Source organism: Nocardioides coralli (assembly GCF_019880385.1).
Lineage (GTDB): Bacteria > Actinomycetota > Actinomycetes > Propionibacteriales > Nocardioidaceae > Nocardioides > Nocardioides coralli.
The window spans coordinates 370,826-390,729 of record NZ_CP082273.1; the positions used below are offsets into that span (position 1 = coordinate 370,826).

General features: G+C 70.8%; 18 protein-coding genes. 10 read left to right on the top strand and 8 right to left on the bottom strand.

The window, feature by feature from the left end:
* Window positions 1-26: 26 nt before the first annotated feature.
* From K6T13_RS01850 to K6T13_RS01870, 5 genes are all read right to left on the bottom strand, one after another.
* Window positions 27-1,190, bottom strand: a complete 1,164-nt coding sequence (locus K6T13_RS01850; protein ID WP_222896493.1) for an ABC transporter ATP-binding protein — start codon at window positions 1,188-1,190, stop codon at window positions 27-29.
* Complete coding sequence (locus K6T13_RS01855) at window positions 1,187-2,179, bottom strand: ABC transporter ATP-binding protein (RefSeq protein ID WP_222898104.1); 993 nt, start codon at window positions 2,177-2,179, stop codon at window positions 1,187-1,189. Before K6T13_RS01855 ends, K6T13_RS01850 begins: the two co-directional genes overlap by 4 nt.
* Complete coding sequence (locus tag K6T13_RS01860) at window positions 2,179-3,126, bottom strand: ABC transporter permease (protein ID WP_222896494.1); 948 nt, start codon at window positions 3,124-3,126, stop codon at window positions 2,179-2,181. The genes K6T13_RS01855 and K6T13_RS01860 overlap by 1 nt, the downstream gene beginning before the upstream one ends.
* A gap of 4 nt (window positions 3,127-3,130) precedes the next feature.
* Window positions 3,131-4,141, bottom strand: coding sequence for an ABC transporter permease (locus tag K6T13_RS01865; RefSeq protein WP_222896495.1), 1,011 nt, complete (start codon window positions 4,139-4,141; stop codon window positions 3,131-3,133).
* 86 nt (window positions 4,142-4,227) lie between these two features.
* A complete protein-coding gene (locus K6T13_RS01870) occupies window positions 4,228-5,901 on the bottom strand; it encodes an ABC transporter substrate-binding protein (protein ID WP_222896496.1) in 1,674 nt (557 codons plus the stop codon).
* A gap of 193 nt (window positions 5,902-6,094) precedes the next feature.
* Between K6T13_RS01870 and K6T13_RS01875 the strand changes: the two genes are divergently transcribed.
* On the top strand, window positions 6,095-6,727 hold the full coding sequence (locus tag K6T13_RS01875) for an MBL fold metallo-hydrolase (protein WP_222896497.1): 633 nt from the start codon (window positions 6,095-6,097) through the stop codon (window positions 6,725-6,727).
* Window position 6,728: 1 nt separating this feature from the next.
* On the opposite strand, the gene K6T13_RS01880 is transcribed toward K6T13_RS01875, so the two are convergent.
* Both K6T13_RS01880 and K6T13_RS01885 read right to left on the bottom strand, forming a co-directional pair.
* Complete coding sequence (locus K6T13_RS01880) at window positions 6,729-7,994, bottom strand: isochorismate synthase (protein ID WP_249423893.1); 1,266 nt, start codon at window positions 7,992-7,994, stop codon at window positions 6,729-6,731.
* Between the two features lie 85 nt (window positions 7,995-8,079).
* Window positions 8,080-9,618, bottom strand: a complete 1,539-nt coding sequence (locus K6T13_RS01885) for an LVIVD repeat-containing protein (RefSeq protein WP_222896498.1) — start codon at window positions 9,616-9,618, stop codon at window positions 8,080-8,082.
* A 91-nt stretch (window positions 9,619-9,709) separates the two neighbouring features.
* Here K6T13_RS01885 and K6T13_RS01890 point away from each other — a divergent pair, with 91 nt between their 5' ends.
* Window positions 9,710-10,378, top strand: a complete 669-nt coding sequence (locus tag K6T13_RS01890; RefSeq protein WP_222896499.1) for a DUF305 domain-containing protein — start codon at window positions 9,710-9,712, stop codon at window positions 10,376-10,378.
* A 14-nt stretch (window positions 10,379-10,392) separates the two neighbouring features.
* Here K6T13_RS01890 and K6T13_RS01895 read toward each other — a convergent pair whose 3' ends face one another.
* Entirely contained in the window at window positions 10,393-11,475 is a 1,083-nt protein-coding gene (locus tag K6T13_RS01895) for a L,D-transpeptidase family protein (protein ID WP_222896500.1), read from the bottom strand.
* 114 nt (window positions 11,476-11,589) lie between these two features.
* On the opposite strand from K6T13_RS01895, the gene K6T13_RS01900 reads away from it, so the two are divergent.
* From K6T13_RS01900 to K6T13_RS01935, 8 genes are all read left to right on the top strand, one after another.
* A complete protein-coding gene (locus K6T13_RS01900) occupies window positions 11,590-12,297 on the top strand; it encodes a demethylmenaquinone methyltransferase (protein WP_222896501.1) in 708 nt (235 codons plus the stop codon).
* 167 nt (window positions 12,298-12,464) lie between these two features.
* Window positions 12,465-12,824: an NADH-quinone oxidoreductase subunit A gene (locus tag K6T13_RS01905; RefSeq protein WP_222896502.1), complete on the top strand. Its 360-nt coding sequence runs from the start codon at window positions 12,465-12,467 to the stop codon at window positions 12,822-12,824.
* A gap of 4 nt (window positions 12,825-12,828) precedes the next feature.
* Entirely contained in the window at window positions 12,829-13,383 is a 555-nt protein-coding gene (locus tag K6T13_RS01910; RefSeq protein ID WP_222896503.1) for a NuoB/complex I 20 kDa subunit family protein, read from the top strand.
* The gene (locus K6T13_RS01915; RefSeq protein ID WP_222896504.1) at window positions 13,380-14,084 is read left to right on the top strand and encodes an NADH-quinone oxidoreductase subunit C; all 705 of its coding nucleotides are present in this window, start codon (window positions 13,380-13,382) and stop codon (window positions 14,082-14,084) included. The genes K6T13_RS01910 and K6T13_RS01915 overlap by 4 nt, the downstream gene beginning before the upstream one ends.
* Window positions 14,081-15,424, top strand: coding sequence for an NADH-quinone oxidoreductase subunit D (locus K6T13_RS01920; protein WP_222896505.1), 1,344 nt, complete (start codon window positions 14,081-14,083; stop codon window positions 15,422-15,424). The genes K6T13_RS01915 and K6T13_RS01920 overlap by 4 nt, the downstream gene beginning before the upstream one ends.
* Window positions 15,421-16,191 carry an NADH-quinone oxidoreductase subunit NuoE gene (gene nuoE, locus K6T13_RS01925; protein WP_222896506.1) on the top strand — a complete coding sequence of 257 codons (771 nt, stop codon included), beginning with the start codon at window positions 15,421-15,423 and terminating at the stop codon, window positions 16,189-16,191. The genes K6T13_RS01920 and nuoE overlap by 4 nt, the downstream gene beginning before the upstream one ends.
* Complete coding sequence (gene nuoF, locus K6T13_RS01930) at window positions 16,191-17,516, top strand: NADH-quinone oxidoreductase subunit NuoF (RefSeq protein WP_222896507.1); 1,326 nt, start codon at window positions 16,191-16,193, stop codon at window positions 17,514-17,516. Before nuoE ends, nuoF begins: the two co-directional genes overlap by 1 nt.
* Window positions 17,513-19,894, top strand: a complete 2,382-nt coding sequence (locus tag K6T13_RS01935; RefSeq protein WP_222896508.1) for an NADH-quinone oxidoreductase subunit G — start codon at window positions 17,513-17,515, stop codon at window positions 19,892-19,894. Before nuoF ends, K6T13_RS01935 begins: the two co-directional genes overlap by 4 nt.
* The last annotated feature ends 10 nt before the right edge of the window (window positions 19,895-19,904 follow it).

Genomic DNA, 19,904 nt, shown 5'->3' on the forward strand with positions numbered 1-19,904 from the left:
CAGGTACCCGGATCACCGGGTGACGATCAGAGACTGCCGTCCCCGCCATAACCGAGGTCCTCAGCTTGGTCACGGGGGATGCTGTCGACGTCCACGCGACCGCGGTTGGCGGCCTCCACGAACTCGGCGCTCACCTCGTGGCGCTGGATCTCGCCGGAGGCGATCTGCTCCGCCCAGTGACAGGCCACCCGGTGGCCGGCGGACACCCCGTCGACCTCGACGACCCGCAGCTGCGGCCGCTCGTCGTCGCACCGGGTCTCCTGCCGCCACGGGCACCGGGTGTGGAACCGGCAGCCGCTGGGCGGCTTGGACGGCGAGGGCAGGTCGCCCGTCAGCAGGATCTGCTCGCGCTGGTCCTCCACCTCGGGGTCGGGCACCGGCACGGCGGACATCAGCGCCCGGGTGTAGGGGTGCAGCGGGTGCTCGTAGAGCTCACCGGCCTCCGACTCCTCCACGAGTCCGCCGAGGTACATGACGCCGATCCGGTCGCTGATGTGGCGCACGACCGCCAGGTCGTGCGCAACCACGAGGTAGGTCAGCCCGAACTCGTCCTGGATCTCCTCCAGCAGGTTGAGCACCTGCGCCTGCACCGACACGTCGAGCGCGCTGACCGGCTCGTCGGCGACGATCAGCTTGGGGTCCACCGAAAGCGCCCGGGCGATCCCGATGCGCTGGCGCTGCCCACCGGAGAACTCGTGGGGGTACTTGCGCAGGGAGGACGCCGGCAGCCCGACGGCGGCGAGCAGCTCGCGCAGCCGGGCGTTGGTCTTCTGGTCGTCCTGGTCGAGACCGTGGGACCGCATGCCCTCGACGAGGAGCGACTCCACCGACTGGCGCGGGTCGAGGCTCGACATCGGGTCCTGGAAGACCATCTGCAGGTCCTGCCGCTTGCGGCGCAGGGTCTCGCCCTTGAGCGAGGCGATGTCGACGCCGTCGAAGACGATGCTGCCCTCGGTCGGCGTCTCGAGGTTGAGGATCGCCTTGCCCAGCGTGGACTTCCCGCAGCCGGACTCGCCCACAAGGCCGTAGGTCTCGCCCCGGCGTACCTGCATGTCGACACCGTCGACCGCGTAGACGTGGCCGACGGTCCGGTCGAAGATGATCCCGCTCTTGATCGGGAAGTGGACCTTCACGCCCTTGAGGTCGACCAGCACCTCGGAGTCGGTCGCGGTCGTGGTCTCCTCGCTCATTGCGTTCCCTCCACCGGGTTGAAGCAGCGGTAGCCCGTGGCGGGGTGCTCCTCCCACACCGGGGTCTGCTCGACGCAGACGTCCAGCGCGTTGGCGCACCGCGGGGCGAAGGCGCACGCGGAGTCCCAGGGCAGGTTGTCCGCCACCGCGCCCGGGATCGGCGTCAGCTTCTCGCCGCGGGTCGCGTCCAGCCGCGGGATCGAGGACAGCAACCCGGCCGTGTAGGGGTGACCAGGGTGCTTGAACAGCGAGTGCCGCTGGCCCCGCTCGACGATCCGGCCGCCGTAGAGCACGTTGACCTCGTCGCAGAGGCCGGCCACCACCCCGAGGTCATGGGTGATCATGATCAGTGCGGTGCCGGTGTCCTCGACCAGCTCCTTGAGGAGCGCCAGGATCTGCGCCTGGATGGTGACGTCAAGCGCGGTCGTCGGCTCGTCGGCGATCAGCAGCCGCGGCGCGCAGGCCAGCGCCATGGCGATGAGGGCCCGCTGCCGCATCCCGCCACTCATCTGGTGCGGATAGTTCTTCAGCCGGGCGTTGGGGTCGGGGATGCCGACGCGCTCGAGCAGCTCGCGCGCCTTCGGCATCGCCTCCTTGCGGGACAGGTCACGGTGGCGCTCGAGCACCTCGGTCACCTGGACCCCGATGGGGACGACCGGGTTCAGCGAGGACAGCGGGTCCTGGAAGATCATCGCGATGTCGCGGCCACGCCGGTTGCGGAGCTCCTGCTTCGAGAGCCGCAGCAGGTCGGTCCCCTCGAAGCTCACGGTGCCCTCGACCCTGTTGCCGCGCTGGGGGAGCAACCCCATGATCGCCAGCGACGTCACGGACTTGCCGCACCCCGACTCGCCCACGAGGCCCAGGGTCTGTCCGGCGTCGACGTCGAAGGACACGCCGTCCACCGCCGTGAACGGCTCCTCCCCGTGCCGGGTGAAGGTCACCCGCAGGTCCTTCACCGAGAGCAGCGGCTCCGAGCCACCCACCGCCATCACCTCCTGGCCCTCGGGTCGAGGGCCTCACGCAACGACTCGCCCATCAGGGTGATCCCGAGGGCGACCACGATGATGCATCCCGCGGGCCAGAAGGCCAGGTGCGGGTCCGATCCGATGAACTGCTGGGCGCGGCCGAGCATCTGGCCCCACTCGGGCTGCCGGTCGTCGGGGTTGCCCAGGCCGAGGAAGGAGAGCGCCGCGGCGTCGATGATGGCGACCGCCAGCACCAGGGTCGCCTGCACGATCACCGGGCCCAGCGCGTTGGGGAGCATGTGCCGGAAGACGATCGCCCGGCGCTTCACGCCGAGCGCGCGGGCGGCGAGCACGTGGTCGCTGGCCCGCTGCGCGAGCATCGACCCGCGCAGGAGCCGCGCGAAGATCGGCACCTGGATCACCGCGATCGCGATGATCACCGTCCACTGGTTGGGCCGCGCGAACATCGCCGCGAGCGAGAAGGCCAGCAGCAGCGAGGGGATGGAGAGCATCACGTCGACCAGCCGCATCACCGCGGAGTCGACCCAGCCCGAGATCGCGCCGGCGAGGGTCCCGAGGATCAGGCCGCCGGTGAAGCCGAAGAGGGTCGCCAGGACACCGACGATCAGGGTCTGCCGGCTCCCGACGAGCAGCCGCGACAGCAGGTCACGACCGCGGTCGTCGGCGCCCAGGGGGTGACCGGCCTCCGGACCCGGGACCGGGTTGGACTGCGGGCGCACCTTGTCGAGGAGCGGGGTGGCGGCCGGGTCCCAGGGCGCGAGCCACGGCGAGATGATCGCCAGGACCACGAACAGGCTGGTGATGGCGGCGCCGACGATGAAGATCGGGTTGCGGCGCAGTCGTCGCCAGGCGCTCATGAGCAGGGAGACGCCACCGTCGTCGCCGCCGGTGCTCTCGGCGAGCCGGTCGATGCGGCCCTTGCGGTAGTCCGCGTAGGACTTGGGGGTCATCGGGTCACCTCGTCCGGACGCGCGGGTCGATGATGGCGTAGGAGATGTCCACGAGCAGGTTCACCAGGACGTAGATGACCGCGGCGCCCATGATGATCACCTGGAGGACGGGGTAGTCGCGATCTCGGAACGCCGTCGCGAGCGCGTCACCCACCCCGCGGAACGAGAACACGGTCTCGGTGAGCACCGCTCCGGCCAGCAGGGCGCCCACCTGGAGGCCGGTGATGGTCACCACCGGCAGCATCGCGTTGCGCAGCACGTGGCGGGCGCGGATGACCCGCGTGGTGAGCCCCTTGGCCTCGGCGGTGCGGACGTAGTCCTCCTCGAGGACCTCGAGCACCGAGGCCCTCGTGATCCGGAAGATCACGGCGAACGGGATCGTGGAGAGCGCCACCGCCGGGAGGATCAGGTGGAGGAAGGCGTCCCAGGCGGCGTCCCACTCGCGGGTGAGGATGCCGTCGAGGACGAAGAACCCTGTCACCTGGGTCGCGTCGATGCCGGTGCTGGAGCGGCCGGAGACCGGCAGCAGCTGCCACTGGACGGCGAAGAAGTACTTGAGCAGGAACGCGGTGAAGAAGACCGGCACCGCGATGCCCACCATCGAGAAGATGATCGAGCCGGTGTCGAGGGCCGAGCCGCGTCGCTTGGCGGCGAAGTAGCCGAGGGGGATGCCCAGCGAGACCGCGATGAGCAGGGCGAAGAAGGACAGCTCGATCGTGGCGGGGAGCCGGGCCAGGAAGATGTCGAGGGCGTCCTGACCGGGCAGCACCTTGGTGGAGACGCCGAAGTCACCCTGCGCGGCCCGCTGCAGGAACCGCAGGTACTGGACGGGCAGCGGCTGGTCGAGGCCCAGGGCGGCCTCGAGGGCCTCGCGGCGTGCCTCGGTCTGCCGCTCGCCGAGCATCGCCGAGACGGGGCCCCCGGGGAGCGAGCGCAGCCACAGGAACAGCAGCAGCGACAGCACGAAGATCACGCCGACCATCTGGATCAGCCGGCGGACGATGAACCGGACCATGGACGGATCCTCCCGCAAACAGTGTCGAGGGGGGCCACCGGGTGGTGACCCCCCTCGAGCGATCTAGTGGTATCGGCGGTGGGCGATCATTCGCCGCCGACACTCACGGTGTCGAACTCCTCAGCCGTCAGCGGGCTGGGGATCAGACCCTCCACCTCCGGACCGACCACGAGGGCCGGCGGGGAGTGGCTGATCGGCAGGCCCGGGAGGTAGTCCTCCATGATGGCCCGGTTGATCTCCTCGAACGCCGCGGTGCGCTCGGCCTCGTCGACGATGGCGTCGGCCGCCTTGAGGTCGTCGGCGAGCTGCTTGCCCCACGGCATCGTGTCGGTCCCGAAGTCGTTGTCCTTCAGGTTGCCGAAGAAGGTGCCGATGAAGTTGAACGCCGAGTCGTAGTCACCGGTCCACCCGAGCAGGTACGCGTCGTACTTGCCGGGCTCGGCCGAGACGTTGTCGAGGTAGCCACCGGTCCACGCCGCGCTGGACACCTTGATCTTGATGCCGACCGCCTCGAGGTTGGTGCGGATCGCCTCGTAGATCTTCTGCGGGTCCGGCATGTAGGGCCGGGTGACCTCGGTCGGGAAGGCGAAGTTCAGCGTCAGGTTCTGCGCGCCGGCCTCCTGCAGCAGCTGCTTGGCCTGGTCGGGGTCGTAGGCGTACGGCTCCAGGCCGGTGTTGTAGCCGCTCACCGTCGACGGCATGAACTGCGTGGCGACCTCGGCACCCTCGGGCAGCTGGGTCTGGATCAGCTGCTCACGGTCGATGGCGTGGTAGATCGCCTGCCGGACCTTGAGGTCCTTCAGCGCCGGGTTGGCCTCGGGGTTCAGGCCGAGGTAGAGGATGTTGAACGCCGGCCGGACCTCGACCGAGTTGCCGCTCTCCTCGAGGGCTGCCCAGTCGACCGGGTTCGGCAGGTCGTAGCCCATGATGCTGCCGGCCTCGAGCTCCTGACGGCGGGTGCTCTCGTCGGGGATGACGCGGAACACGATCTCCTCGACCTTGGCGGCCTCGCCCCAGTAGTCGTCGAAGCGCTCGAGGGTGACCTCGGCGTTGGCCTCGTCGTACTCCACGAACTGGAACGGCCCGGTGCCGACGGGGTTCTGGGCGTAGTCCGGGAACGCGAAGCCCTCGCCCTGGGCCTCGATGCCGTTGGCGTCACCCTCCTCCAGCGCGGTGGGCGACTGCATCGAGAGCGACTCGAGGGTCAGCATCGTCGGGAAGCCCGACGTCGCGCTGTTGATGGTCACCGTCGCCTCGAACTCGTCGGTGGCCTCACAGCCCTGGTAGAGGGAGTTCTCGGCGTCGTTGGCGAAGGAGCCCATGACGTAGCCCCAGTACTCGCCGGCGGTGCGGCCGGCCTCGTTCTGGTCGAACATCCGCTCGAAGTTGGCGCACACGGCCTCGGCGTTGAAGTCGGTGCCGTCGTGGAACTTGACGTCGTCACGCAGGGTGAACGTCCACTCCGTGCCCTCCTCGTTGGAGGTCCACTCGGTCGCCAGCTCGGGCACGACCTCGGCGCTGCCGGGCTCGATGCCGAGCAGGCCCTCGAACATCTGCCGCGTCACGCGGAAGGTCTCGCCGTCGGTGGCGTAGAACGGGTCGAACATCTCGGGGGCGCCGGCGGCGCCGAAGATGAAGGTGCCACCACCCTCGCCCGAGCCGCCGCCGTCGTCGCTCCGCTCGGACTCGGCGCAGGACGTGATGCCGAGCGCCAGAGCGGCCACCATGGCGACCGGAGCCGCCCTCTTGATGGATCTCATCAGTGCAACCTCGCAGTCGATCGTTGCGGCTCGCCCCTGCGACGAGCCAGGCCGACGGCGGAGATTGTGACCCCCGTCTCGCCGGCGTCGGTGCACTCTAGCCCCACGCGACTCCTGCGGGACAAGGTCTACGCCGGAGGCGCGGCCGAGGTGTTATCTGGCCGTGACCAACGGTGTGCGGCAGGGTGGAGGCATGCGCATCACCAAGTTCGGCCACGCGTGCGTGCGGGTGGAGCACGAGGGGGCGGCCCTCGTGATCGACCCCGGCGGCTGGACCGAGGGCGAGGCCGTCGAGGGAGCGACCGCGCTCCTGGTCACCCACGAGCACCCCGACCACCTGGACGTCGCTCATCTGCGGGCCGCGGAGGCGCCGATCTTCACCATCGACGCGGTGGCGCTCCGGATCGCCGAGGAGGCGCCCGACCTCGCCGAGCGCGTGACGGTCGTGGGGCCCGGGGACGACGTGGCGGCGGGGCTCGCGGTCCGGGTGGTCGGCGAGCTGCACGCCGTGATCCACCCGGAGCTGCCGCGGTTCCACAACTCCGGCTACCTCGTGTCGGCGGGCGGCTCGACGGTGTTCCACCCGGGGGATGCGCTCACGGTCCCGGACCGGTCGGTGGACGTGCTGTGCGTGCCGGTGTCGGCGCCGTGGCTCAAGGCGGCCGAGGCGGTCGACTTCGCCCGCGCCGTCGGTGCGCCGCGCAACCTCGCGATCCACGACCGGGTCTACTCGCCGGAGGGCCTGGGGATCGTCGACGGCCACTTCGAACGGCTGCTGCCTCCGGAACAGTCCTACGTCCGGCTGCGCGAGGGCGCGGACCTCTAGGTCAGTCGGCGGCGAGGGCGTCGCGGACCGGCACGAACTTGGCCTGCGCCTCCGCCAGCTCTGCCTGCGGGTCGGAGTCTCCCACGATGCCGCAGCCGGCGAAGAGGCGAACGGTGTCCCCGTCGACCTCGGCGGATCGCAGGGCGATGCCCCACTCGCCGTCGCCCTCGGCATCCATCCAGCCGACCGGCCCGGCGTAGCGGCCCCGGTCCATCTGCTCCAGGCGGGCGATCACCGCCATCGCCTCCGCCGTCGGTGTCCCCCCGACCGCCGCCGAGGGGTGCAGCGCCTCCGCGAGCCGCAAGGAGGAGACGGTCGCAGCGTCGTGCACCACCCCCGCCACGTCGGTGGCCAGGTGCATGACGTTGGGCAGGTGCAGCACGAAGGGAGCCTCGGGCACGTTCATCGACGAGCAGTGGGGGTCGAGCGCGTCGGCGACCGAGCGGACGGCGTACTCGTGCTCCTCGAGGTCCTTCGACGACCGCGCCAGTGCCGCGGCGAGGGCCAGGTCGCGTCCGTCGTCGCCAGTACGCCGGATGGTGCCGGCCAGCACGCGGGAGGTGACCAGGCCGCGCTCACGGCGCACCAGCATCTCCGGTGTGGCTCCGAAGAGTCCGTCGACGTGGAAGGTCCAGCACATCGGGTAGTCGCCCGCGAGCCTCGTCACGGGCCAGCGCACGTCGACCGGCTCGGTCGCCGTGGCGACGAGGTCGCGCGCCAGCACGACCTTCTCCAGCTCGCCGGTGCCGATGAGCCGGACGGCGTCCGCGACCGCGCTCATCCACTGCTCGCCGTTGAGCGCACCGTCCGCGAAGACGATGTCCAGGGGCGCTGCGGGTGGTTCGGCGGCCACGACCCGGGCGGGGTGGTCCAGCGAGCCGCGGGAGACGGTGGTCACCCAGGCCCGGTCGCCGCGACGGCCGACCACGACCTCCGGCACGGTCAGCACGGAGTCACCCGTGTCGTCGGCGAAGCCGAAGCTCCCGAAGCACAGCAGCCCGGTGCCGGGCTCGGTGACCTCGTCACGGACCACGGCCCGGCCGGTGACCTCGCCCCACCACGCGTCGGCGTCGGCGAAGCGGCCGGGCCCGCGGGTGCGGATCTGCGCCGCCGTGCCCCACCCGACCAGGCCCTCGCCGCGGCGCAGCCACGTGACGGGGTCTCGGTCGGGGAGCAGGTCCAGCAGCGGAGTCGCGGCCAGGTCGAGGGCGACCGTACGGACGACGAGGGGCCCGGCCTGCTCGTCGAGCGTCACGCTGGTCGTCACGCTGCCGAAGCCTACGTGGCCGCCGGGGACAGCAACGCGGGCCACCCGCGCACGAGTGCGCCGGTGGCCCGCGACGGGTGCTGGGTCAGCCGTTGAAGCTGGGCTGGCTCTGCGGGTTGAACTCGTCGTCGTACTCGTGGCCCTGGGCCTTGCGCAGGCTCTTCTCGGTGATCCGCAGGACGTCGAAGCCCTGCTGGATGTCGTTGGAGTAGACGTAGCCGTTGTAGTAGTAGGCCGACCAGGAGCCGCCGACCATCAGCTGGGTGTCGGACAGCGGGCCGCGGTCGAACCACGCCAGCTCACGCGGGTTGGCCGAGTCGGTGAAGTCGAAGACCGAGATGCCGCCCTGGTACCAGGCCTGCACCATCACGTCACGACCCTTGACCGGGATGAGTGAGCCGTTGTGGGCCACGCAGTTCTCCGTGTCCGACTGCGTCCGGGGGATCTTGTAGTAGCTGGCGAACTCGAGCTGGCCGCCGCGGATGTCGTAGATGCCGTTGGCGCCGCGGGTGTCACCGGTCTTCTCGTTGCAGGTCGGGGCACCGCCACCGCCGAGCTCGTCGGTGTAGACGACCTTGGTGCCCCGGTCGTTGAACGTCGCGGAGTGCCAGAACGCGAAGTTCTCGGTGTCGCGCACGGTCTCGGTGACCACGGGGTTGAGCCGGTCGGAGATGTCGATCAGGACCCCGTCGCCCATGCAGGCGCCGGCGGCGATGTCCTTCTCCGGGTAGGCGGTGATGTCGTGGCAGCCGCTCGTCTCGCGCGACCCGTTGCCGGACGGGTTGCCGCCCTCGGGGAACAGGACCGGCTCGGCGGCCAGGCGGGCGGCTGCCGGCTCGTCGACCGGGACCTGCACCACGCTGATCAGGTCGTGCGGCGGCTGGCAGTCGGGGAAGGTGTCCCGGGGGGAGTACGACGAGACGTAGACGAACAGGTCGTCGCCGTCCTTGCTCGGGGCGAGCGTGTGGGTGTGCGAGCCGCACTTGGTCTCGACCGCGGCGACGTAGGCCGGCTCCTCCGGGTCGCTGATGTCGAAGACCTTGATGCCCTCCCACGACTCCTTCATCGTCGCCGACTGGCTGGTGTTGTCACAGCTGTCGTTGCTGCGACTGGAGTCGGTCGAGAGCACCAGCAGGTCCTCGTGGACGGACACGTCGTTCTGGGAACCCGGGCACAGCACCTGGGCCACCTGCGTGGGCTTCTTAGGCTTGCTGATGTCGTAGACCGTGAAGCCGTTGTAGTTGCCGGCGAAGGCGTAGTCGTCCTGGAACGCGAGGTCGGAGCTGAAGGAGCCGTAGTCCGAGAACGCGCCGTTCTTGGGGATGTTGGCCAGCAGCTCCATCTCGAGGGAGGCCTGCTCGCCGGGGGCGAGCGAGGCCTCGTTGCCGCCGAGGGCCTCCAGCTCGCTCTCGGAGAGGCAGCCCTGGGAGAAGCGGTCGCCGGCGCGAGCGAGGTCACGCTGGTCGGCCCCGCAGTCGGGCCGAGCCTCCTCGGTGATGACCGGCTGCTCGTCGGCATCGCGGTGGCGGTCGTCGGCGACCGAGGGAGTGCTGGTGAGGGTGAGCCCGGCGACGGCCAGGGCGGTGGCGGCAGCAACGGCTGCCAAGCGGGGGACCCGAGACATGGGAGGACCTTCCGTGAGGGGGTGCCCGCATCCTAGGTACAGTGCGTCGCGTCACACCAGCCCCCAGGGCAGACATCTCGGGAGGAGTCACGTGGACACCCTCATCGTCCGGGCCGTGGTCGCCGCCGGCCTCGGTGCCGTGCTGCTCACCGGCTGCTCCGGGACCGACCGCGAGGCACCGTCGACGGAGAGCGCCTCGCAAGCCGATGGCACCGACGGCACCGTGCTCCAGCCGGGCCGTCCCGGCGAGCCCAACCGCACCGTGCCGCCGGACACCCGCGTGGAGTCCGCCCCCGCGAACGCCGCCGACGTGGCGTTCGTGCAACAGATGATCCCCCACCACCAGCAGGCGCTGGAGATGTGCGAGCTCGCTCGGACCCGGGCCGCCGACCCGCGCGTGGCGTCCCTGGCTCGCCGCATCCAGGGGGCCCAGGGCCCCGAGATCATCGCCATGTCGTCGTGGCTGGCCCTGCAGGGCGCGGAGGTCCCGGGCGACCACGGATCGCACGGCGGCCACGACGGGGAGATGGCCGGGATGCTCACCGACGAGCAGATGGCCGAGCTGGCCGCCGCCCGCGGACCCGCCTTCGACCGGCTCTTCCTCGCCGGGATGACCCAGCACCACCAGGGGGCCGTCGACATGGCCCATGACGCGCTCGACGCGGGGTCCGAGACGCTGTCCCTCGAGCTCGCGGCGGACATCGCGACCGGACAGCTCGCCGAGATCCGCCGGATGGCGGACCTCCGCCGCGACCTCTGACACCCGCCGAGGCGTCAGCTCCAGTAGACGACGACGGCGTCGCCGATCTGCACTTGGTCGTAGAGCCAGGCGATGCCGGCGTAGTCGCGCACGTTGACACAGCCGTGGGACGCTCCGCTGTAACCGACCGCCGCGAAGTCGGGGGAGTAGTGCACCGCCTGGCCGCCGGAGAAGAACATGGCGAACGGCATCGCCGTGTCGTACAGGCTGGAGACGTGGTCGCGTGACTTCGCGAAGACGCTGAACCGGCCCTCCCGGGTCGGCAGCTCGTCGGAGCCGAACCGGACGTCGAAGGTGGCGACCACGTCGCCGTCCACCACCCACCGCAGGGAGTTGGTCGACTTGTCCACGCACAGCACGCGGCCGGTGCGACAGCGCGGGTCGAGGGCGCCCGGCTGCGGCTCGATGTTGTGCAGCTGCTCGTGGGTCGGGACGGCGGTCATCCCGTGCAGCCTGTCCAGGGTGCGCTGGTCGACGTCGCCGGTCACCGGGATCTCGCGCTTGGCCTGGAAGCCGCGGACCGCCTCGACGGTCGCCGCGTCGTAGGAACCGGTGACGTCGCCGAAGTACCACTGGATCGCCTTCAGCCGGGCCTGGAGGTCGCGCACCGCGGACCCCTGTGAGCCCGTGGCCAGGATGGCCGGACCCGGGCGGAGGATGTTGAAGAGCTGGTCGTGCGTCGGCTGCTCGGTCATGGCGACCAGTCGGCCCCACGTGCGGCGGTCCACGATGCCCGAGGCGCGCAGTCCGCGCTTGGCCTGGAAGCCGCTGACGGCCTCGCGGGTCGTCGCGTCGTAGCTGCCGCTCGTCAGCTCGGGGAACCACGCCAGCTGGAAGAGCCGCGACTGCAGCTCGCGCACCTGCGGACCCCGGTCGCCGGGTTCGAGCACCGGCCCGGGCCGCAGCGTGGCCGGGGACACGGTGGGCTGCCGCGGCTCGGCGGTCGGCTCCTGCGTGTCGGGGGTGCCGCCGTCGGCGGCGGTGCGGTCGTCGGAGGCGACGGAGGTGCCGCGGCTCAGCTGGCCCGCGCCGTACGCCGCCGCGCAGACCAGGGCGACGGCCAGCACCGAGACGGCCAGCGTCCTCAACAGCTTCATGGGTCCTCCGAAACGTCGCAGGTCTACCAGTGTCATGGGGGAGGACGCGGGATCTCGGCATTTGGTTGCCGTCCGGGTCGGAACCGGTCGGGAGGAGGCCCGTACCCTTCCCCCGTGGCCCGCGCAGACCTCGACAAGCAGCCCGCTGACGTGCAGCGAATGTTCGACGCCGTGGCCCGGCGCTACGACCTGACCAACGACGTGCTGTCGCTGGGACAGGACCGACGCTGGCGGACGCAGGTGATCGAGGCGGTCGACCCGCGGCCGGGGGACGTGGTGCTGGACCTGGCGGCCGGCACCGGCACCTCCAGCCAGCCCTTCGCGGACCGGGGCGCGACGGTGGTGCCGTGCGACTTCTCCATCGGCATGCTCGCCGTCGGCAAGCAGGCCCGACCGGCGCTGCCCTTCACCGCCGGGGACGCGACCCGGCTGCCGTTCGCGGACGCGACCTTCGACGCCGTCACGATCTCCTTCGGGCTGCGCAACATCGTCGACCCCGCCGCCGGCCTGCGCGAGATGCTCCGGGTGACCCGGCCCGGCGGCCGGCTCGTGGTGTGCGAGTTCAGCCACCCGACCAACCGCGCCTTCCGGCAGGTCTATCTCGAGTACCTGATGCGGGCCCTGCCGGCCATCTCCCGCGCGGTGTCCTCCAGCGCCGACGCCTACGTCTACCTGGCCGAGTCGATCCGGGCCTGGCCCGACCAGGCGGGGCTGGCGGCGATGATCGACGCGGCCGGCTGGAGCGGTGGCGACGGGGTGGAGTGGCGCAACCTGACGGGGGGCGTCGTCGCGCTCCACCGGGCCACCCGGCCCGGCCATTAACGCAAGCCTCCCGTTGCCTAAATCAGCAGGTCAGGGGCCGTTTCGCCGCCGAGCACCCCGGGGTGCGAACGTGGGGTGGGAGTCCTAGACTGTGCGACGCACCACGATTTGTGAACGTCTTCACAAGGTCACAACCGGGGGCGTCGACGAGGGAAGGAAGCACGCGGATGGAGCTCTACACGCCGGTCCTGGCGCTGGCCCTCCTCGCGGCGGGGTTCGCGGTCTTCTCCGTGGTCATGAGCGCGCTCGTCGGGCCCAAGCGCTACAACCGGGCCCGGCTGGACTCCTACGAGTGCGGCATCGAGCCCACCCCGCAGCCGGTCGGGGGCGGGCGGTTCCCGGTGAAGTACTACACCGTGGCGATGACGTTCATCATCTTCGACGTCGAGATCATGTTCCTGATCCCGTGGGCGGTCTACTTCGACCAGCTCTCGTGGTTCGGCGTGATCGCGGTCGTCCTGTTCCTCTTCAACATCACCATCGCCTACGCCTACGAGTGGCGTCGTGGCGGCCTCGACTGGGACTGATCACATGGGCATCGAAGAAAAGCTCCCGAGCGGAGTGCTCCTCACCACCGTCGAGGGCGTGGCCGGGTACATGCGCAAGGCCAGCTTCTGGCCCGCCACGTTCGGGCTCGCGTGCTGCGCCATCGAGATGATGACCTCCGGCGGCCCCAAGTACGACCTCGCCCGGTTCGGCATGGAGGTCTTCCGGGCCAGCCCCCGCCAGGCCGACCTGATGATCGTGGCAGGGCGGGTCAGCCAGAAGATGGCGCCGGTGCTCCGCCAGATCTACGACCAGATGGCCGAGCCCAAGTGGGTGCTCGCCATGGGCGTCTGCGCCAGCAGCGGCGGCATGTTCAACAACTACGCGATCGTGCAGGGCGTCGACCACGTCGTCCCCGTCGACATGTACCTCCCGGGCTGCCCGCCGCGGCCGGAGATGCTCATCGACGCGATCCTGAAGCTCCACGACCAGGTGCAGGCCGGCAAGCTGGGCAGCAACCGGCTGGCCCAGATCGAGGAGCGGGAGACCGCCGCCCTCAACGCGCTCCCGACCTCGGAGATGAAGGGCCTGCTGCGATGACGGAGGAGCAGAACCAGCCCGGCAACGTGCCGGCGGAGGCCGGCGAGGTCCGCACCGCCGGCGTCCGCCACGGCATGTTCGGCGCCCAGGGCACGGGCGACACCAGCGGCTACGGCGGCCTGGTCCAGCCGGTCGTCTACCCGGGGGCGACCCAGCGACCGTACGGCGGCTGGTTCGACGAGGTCGCCGACGCGCTCGAGCACAGGCTGGCCGACGGACAGCTCGACACCGCCGTCGAGCAGGTCGTCGTCCACCGTGGCGAGATCACCTTCCACGTCAGCCGCGACCACCTGCTGGCCGTGGCCCAGCTGCTCCGCGACGACGAGCGGCTCCGCTTCGAGTTCTGTGCCGGCGTGAGCGGTGTCCACTACCCCGACGACACCGGCCGCGAGCTGCACGCCGTCTACCACCTGCTGTCGATGACCCACAACCGCCGGATCCGGCTCGAGGTCTCGGTCCCCGACAGCGACCCGCACGTCCCGAGCCTGGTGCCGGTCTACCCCACCAACGACTGGCACGAGCGCGAGACCTACGACATGTTCGGCATCGTCTTCGACGGCCATCCGGCACTCACGCGGATCCTGATGCCCGACGACTGGCCGGGTTTCCCGCAGCGCAAGGACTACCCGCTCGGCGGGATCCCGGTCGAGTACAAGGGCGGCTCGGTCCCGCCGCCGGACCAGCGCAGGAGCTACTCATGAGCGACACCGACTTCTACGCCACGGGCGCCGACACCAGCGAGGGTCGGGTCTTCACCGTCACCGGCCAGGACTGGGACGCCATCTCCCAGGGCCTCGCGGACGCGGGCGACGCCGACGAGCGCGTCGTCGTCAACATGGGCCCGCAGCACCCCTCGACCCACGGCGTGCTGCGGCTGATCCTGGAGCTGGAGGGTGAGACGGTCACCGAGGCCCGGTGCGGCATCGGCTACCTCCACACCGGGATCGAGAAGAACATGGAGTTCCGCACCTGGGTGCAGGGAACCACCTTCTGCACCCGGATGGACTACCTGTCGCCGTTCTTCAACGAGCTCACCTACTGCCTCGGCGTCGAGCGGCTCCTCGACATCGAGGACGACATCCCCGAGAAGGCCCAGGTGATGCGGGTCCTGCTCTCGGAGCTCAACCGGATCTCCTCCCACCTCGTGGCGATCGCCACGGGCGGCATGGAGATCGGTGCGCTGACGGTGATGACGATCGGGTTCCGCGAGCGCGAGCTCGTGCTCGACCTCTTCGAGCTGATCACCGGCCTGCGGATGAACCACGCCTTCATCCGACCCGGGGGCGTGGCCCAGGACCTCCCGTCGGGGGCGCTCGACGAGATCCGCGACTTCGTGAAGCTGATGAAGAAGCGTCTGCCGGAGTACGCCGCGCTCTGCAACGCCAACCCGATCTTCAAGGCCCGCCTCGACGGCGTCGGCGTGCTGGACCTCGCGGGCTGCCTGGCCCTCGGCGTCAGCGGCCCCGTGCTGCGCAGCACGGGCTACCCCTGGGACCTGCGCAAGTCCGAGCCCTACTGCGGTTACGAGGACTACGACTTCGACGTCCAGACCTGGGACGTGCCCGACGCCTACGGCCGGTTCCGGATCAGGCTCGCCGAGATGCACGAGTCGCTCAGGATCGTCGAGCAGTGCGCCGACCGGCTCGCCGGCCTCGAGGGGGCGCCGGTCATGATCGGTGACAAGAAGATCGCCTGGCCCAGCCAGCTGGCGATCGGCAGCGACGGGATGGGCAACAGCCTCGACCACATCCGTCACATCATGGGTGAGTCGATGGAGGCCCTGATCCACCACTTCAAGCTGGTGACCGAGGGCTTCCGGGTGCCGGCGGGCCAGGCCTACGTGCCGGTCGAGTCGCCGCGCGGCGAGCTCGGCGCACACGTCGTCTCCGACGGAGGAACCCGGCCCTTCCGTGCGCACTTCCGCGACCCGTCCTTCACGAACCTGCAGGCGACCAGCGTGATGTCGGAGGGCGGCATGGTGGCCGACGTGATCGTCGCGATCGCCTCGCTCGACCCCGTCATGGGAGGCGTTGACCGATGAGCCAGGCGATCGACGAGAAGACCTGGGCCGAGCTCGAGGAGATCGCGGCCCGCTACCCCGAGAAGCGGTCGGGCCTGCTGCCGATGCTGCACCTCGTGCAGGCGGCGCAGGGGCGCGTCACCCCCGAGGGCATCGAGGCGTGCGCCGACATCCTCGGCATCTCCGCGGCCGACGTCAGCGGCGTCGCCACCTTCTACACGATGTACAAGCGGCGTCCTGTCGGCGACTTCCACGTGGGTGTCTGCACCAACACGCTCTGCGCGGTGATGGGTGGCGATGCCATCCTCGAGCGGCTGCAGGACCACCTGGGGGTCGGCAACGACGAGACCGCCCCGTCGCGTGAGGGCGACGTGCGGACGGTCAGCCTCGAGCACGTCGAGTGCAACGCCGCCTGCGACTACGCCCCGGTGATGATGGTCAACTGGGAGTTCATGGACAACATGACCCCCGAGTCGGCGGTCCAGCTGGTCGACGACCTGCGCGCCGGCAAGGAGGTCTCCTCGACCCGTGGCCCACGGGTCTGCACCTGGCGCGAGGCCGAACGCGTGCTGGCGGGCTTCGACGACGGGCTGGCCGACGAGGGCCCGGGTGCCGGGCCGGCCAGCCTGGTGGGGCTGGAGGTCGCGCGGGAGAACGGGTGGAGCGCACCCTCCCCGCGTGCCTCGGGTGACACCGGTCAGGTGGCTGCGAGCAAGGAGGGCGCCGCCGAGGAGGCCGACACCGCCCGCGCCGAGTCCGAGACCAAGCAGGAAGAGGGGAAGGCCTGATGGTGGACACCCTGACCCCCGTCCTCACCGCACCCTGGGGTGAGGACCGCAGCTGGACGCTCCCCGTCTACGAGCGCCACGGCGGCTACCGGGGCCTGAAGAAGGCCCTGGGCATGGACCCCGCGGCCGTCATCGAGGAGGTCAAGGAGTCCGGCCTGCGTGGCCGTGGTGGCGCCGGCTTCCCGACCGGCATGAAGTGGGGCTTCATCCCGCAGGACAACCCCAAGCCCAAGTACCTCGTCGTCAACGCCGACGAGTCGGAGCCGGGCACCTGCAAGGACATCCCGCTGATGATGGGCAACCCCCACGTCCTCGTCGAGGGCGTCGCCATCTCCTCCTACGCGATCCGGGCCAACACCGCGTTCATCTACATCCGCGGCGAGGTGCTCCACGTGATCCGGCGCGTGCGCGCGGCCGTCGAGGAGGCCTACCGCGCCGGCCACCTGGGCACGAACATCCACGGCTCGGGCTACGACCTCGACGTGGTCGTCCACGCCGGCGCCGGCGCCTACATCTGCGGGGAGGAGACCGCCCTCCTCGAGGGTCTCGAGGGGCGCCGCGGGCAACCCCGGCTGCGCCCGCCGTTCCCGGCCGTCGCCGGCCTCTACGCCAGCCCCACGGTCATCAACAACGTCGAGTCGATCGCGTCGGTGCCCAGCATCATCGAGCACGGAGCCGACTGGTTCGCCTCGATGGGGACCGAGAAGTCCAAGGGGTACGGCATCTTCTCGCTGTCGGGCCACGTCACCCGACCGGGACAGTACGAAGCGCCGCTGGGCATCACGCTGCGCGAGCTCATCGACCTCGCCGGCGGTGTCCGGGAGGGTCACCAGCTGAAGTTCTGGACCCCCGGCGGCTCCTCCACCCCGCTGCTGACCGACGAGCACCTCGACGTACCCCTCGACTTCGAGTCGGTGGGCGAGGCGGGCTCCATGCTCGGCACCCGCGCCCTGCAGATCTTCGACGAGACCACGTGCGTGGTGCGTGCGGTGCTGCGCTGGACCGAGTTCTACAAGCACGAGTCCTGCGGCAAGTGCACCCCGTGCCGCGAGGGCACGTGGTGGCTCGTGCAGACCCTGGCCAGGCTCGAGCAGGGGCAGGGCTCCGAGGACGACCTCGACCTGCTGCTGGACCAGTGCGACAACATCCTCGGGCGTTCGTTCTGCGCGCTGGGCGACGGCGCGACCTCGCCGATCTCCAGCTCGATCGAGTACTTCCGCGACGAGTACCTCGCCCACCTGACCCACGGCGGCTGTCCGTTCGACCCGGCCGCCTCGACCGTCTTTGACCACCAGCACAGCGCGACCGCCGGAGCGCACGCATGACGACCATCGACAAGGGGTCCGACACGGCCCCCGACCGGACCGACCTCGTCACCGTCACCATCGACGGGATCCAGGTCAGCGTCCCCCCGAACACGCTGGTAATCCGCGCCGCCGAGCAGGTGGGCGTCCAGATCCCCCGGTTCTGCGACCACCCGCTCCTCGAGCCCGTCGGCGCCTGCCGCCAGTGCCTGGTCGAGGTGCCGGATGCCGGCAACGGACGCGGCTTCCCCAAGCCGCAGGCGTCCTGCACGCTGCCGGTCGCCGAGGGCATGGTGGTCAACACCCAGGCCACCAGCGAGGTCGCCGACAAGGCGCAGCAGGGGATCATGGAGTTCCTGCTGATCAACCACCCGCTCGACTGCCCGGTGTGCGACAAGGGCGGCGAGTGCCCGCTGCAGAACCAGGCCATGACCAACGGCCGCGGCGAGTCCCGCTTCGAGGGCGTGAAGCGCACCTACCCCAAGCCGATCAACATCTCGGCGCAGGTGCTGCTCGACCGCGAGCGCTGTGTGCTGTGCGCCCGGTGCACCCGGTTCTCCGAGGAGATCGCCGGCGACCCGTTCATCGCCCTGGTCGAGCGCGGCGCCCTGCAGCAGGTCGGGATCTACGAGAAGGAGCCGTTCGAGTCCTACTTCTCGGGCAACACGATCCAGATCTGCCCGGTGGGTGCGCTGACCTCGGCCGACTACCGCTTCCGGTCCCGTCCCTTCGACCTGGTCTCCAGCCCGTCGGTCGCCGAGCACGACGCGTGCGGCTCGGCGATCCGCGTCGACCACCGTCGCGGCAAGGTGATGCGCCGACTCGCGGGCAACGACCCCGAGGTCAACGAGGAGTGGATCACCGACAAGGACCGCTTCGCCTTCCGCTACACCCAGGTCGGTGACCGGATCACCCACCCGATGGTGCGCGAGGGTGGCGAGCTGCGGCCCGCCTCATGGGTCGAGGCCTTCACCGTCGCCGCCCGCGGGCTGCGCGAGGCCGGCGGCACGGCCGTGCTGCCCGGTGGCCGCGTGACGGCCGAGGACGCCTACGCCTACAGCAAGTTCGCGCGGGTCGCCCTCCAGACCAACGACGTCGACTTCCGCGCGCGGCCACTGTCCGCCGAGGAGGCCGACTTCCTGGCCTCCGAGGTGGTGCTCCGCTCGCCGGTCTCCTACGCCGACCTCGAGACCGCGTCCTGCGTGGTCCTCGCCGGGCTCGAGCCCGAGGACGAGGCCGGCGCGATCTTCCTCCGGCTGCGCAAGGCCGTCCGCCGCGGCCTGCGGGTCCTCTCGGTGGCGCCGTACGCCTCCCGCGGCCTGCAGAAGATGCACGGGGAGCTTCTCGCGACCCGTCCCGGCGACGAGCCCGCCGTCCTGGCCTCGCTGGTCGAGCACGGCGAGCACGGCATCGACGGCACCGCGGTGATCCTGGTCGGCGAACGCCTCGCGACCGTCCCGGGAGCCCTGACGGCCGCCCGCGACCTCGCCAACCGCACCGGTGCCCGGCTCGCGTGGGTGCCCCGTCGCGCCGGCGACCGCGGTGCGGTCGAGACCGGGTGCCTGCCCAACCTGCTGCCCGGGGGTCGGCCGGTCGCCGACGCCTCCGCCCGGATCGACGTCGCCACGGCGTGGGGCGTCGACGGTCTGCCCGAGGCGGTCGGCCGCGACGTCGACGCGATGGTGGCCGCCCTCACCACCGGCGAGCTCGGCGGGCTGGTCATCGGGGGCGTCGACCCCGACGACTGCGCCGACCCCGCTGCCACTCGCGCCGCGGTCGAGGCGGCCCGGTTCGTCGTGGCCCTCGACCTGCGCGAGACGGAGGTCACGCGCGCTGCCGACGTGGTCTTCCCGGTCGCGCCGGTCACCGACCGTGCCGGCACCTTCGTCAACTGGGAGGGCCGCCCACGCCCCTTCGACGAGATCTTCCGGGAAGCCGCCTCCCTGCCCGACCTGAGGGTGCTGGCCGGGATCGCCGAGGAGCTCGGCCGACCGCTCGGCTTCCGCACGGTGCAGGAGGTGCGGGCCGAGATGGAGCAGCTGGGCCCCTGGGACGGTGACCGGGCGCCGTTCACCGACGTGGAGCCGGCCGAGGGTGCCGAGGGCGTCAGGCTCTCGACCTGGAAGCAGATGCTCGACAACGGCAGCCTGCAGGACGGCGAGCAGCACCTGCGCGCGACCGCGCGCGCCGCGGTCGCCAGGGTGCCGCTGGCGATGGCCGAGGAGCTCGGGAGCACCGTCACCATCACCGGTGAGCGCGGCTCGGTCACCCTGCCCGTCGAGGTCGCCGACCTGGCTCCTGACACCATCTGGGTCCCGGCCAACTCCTTCGGCCGCGGGGTGCTCGCCGAGCTGGCCCCGCCCGGAGCTGCCGTTACCGTGACAGGAGGACCCCAGTGAGCACCTCGCT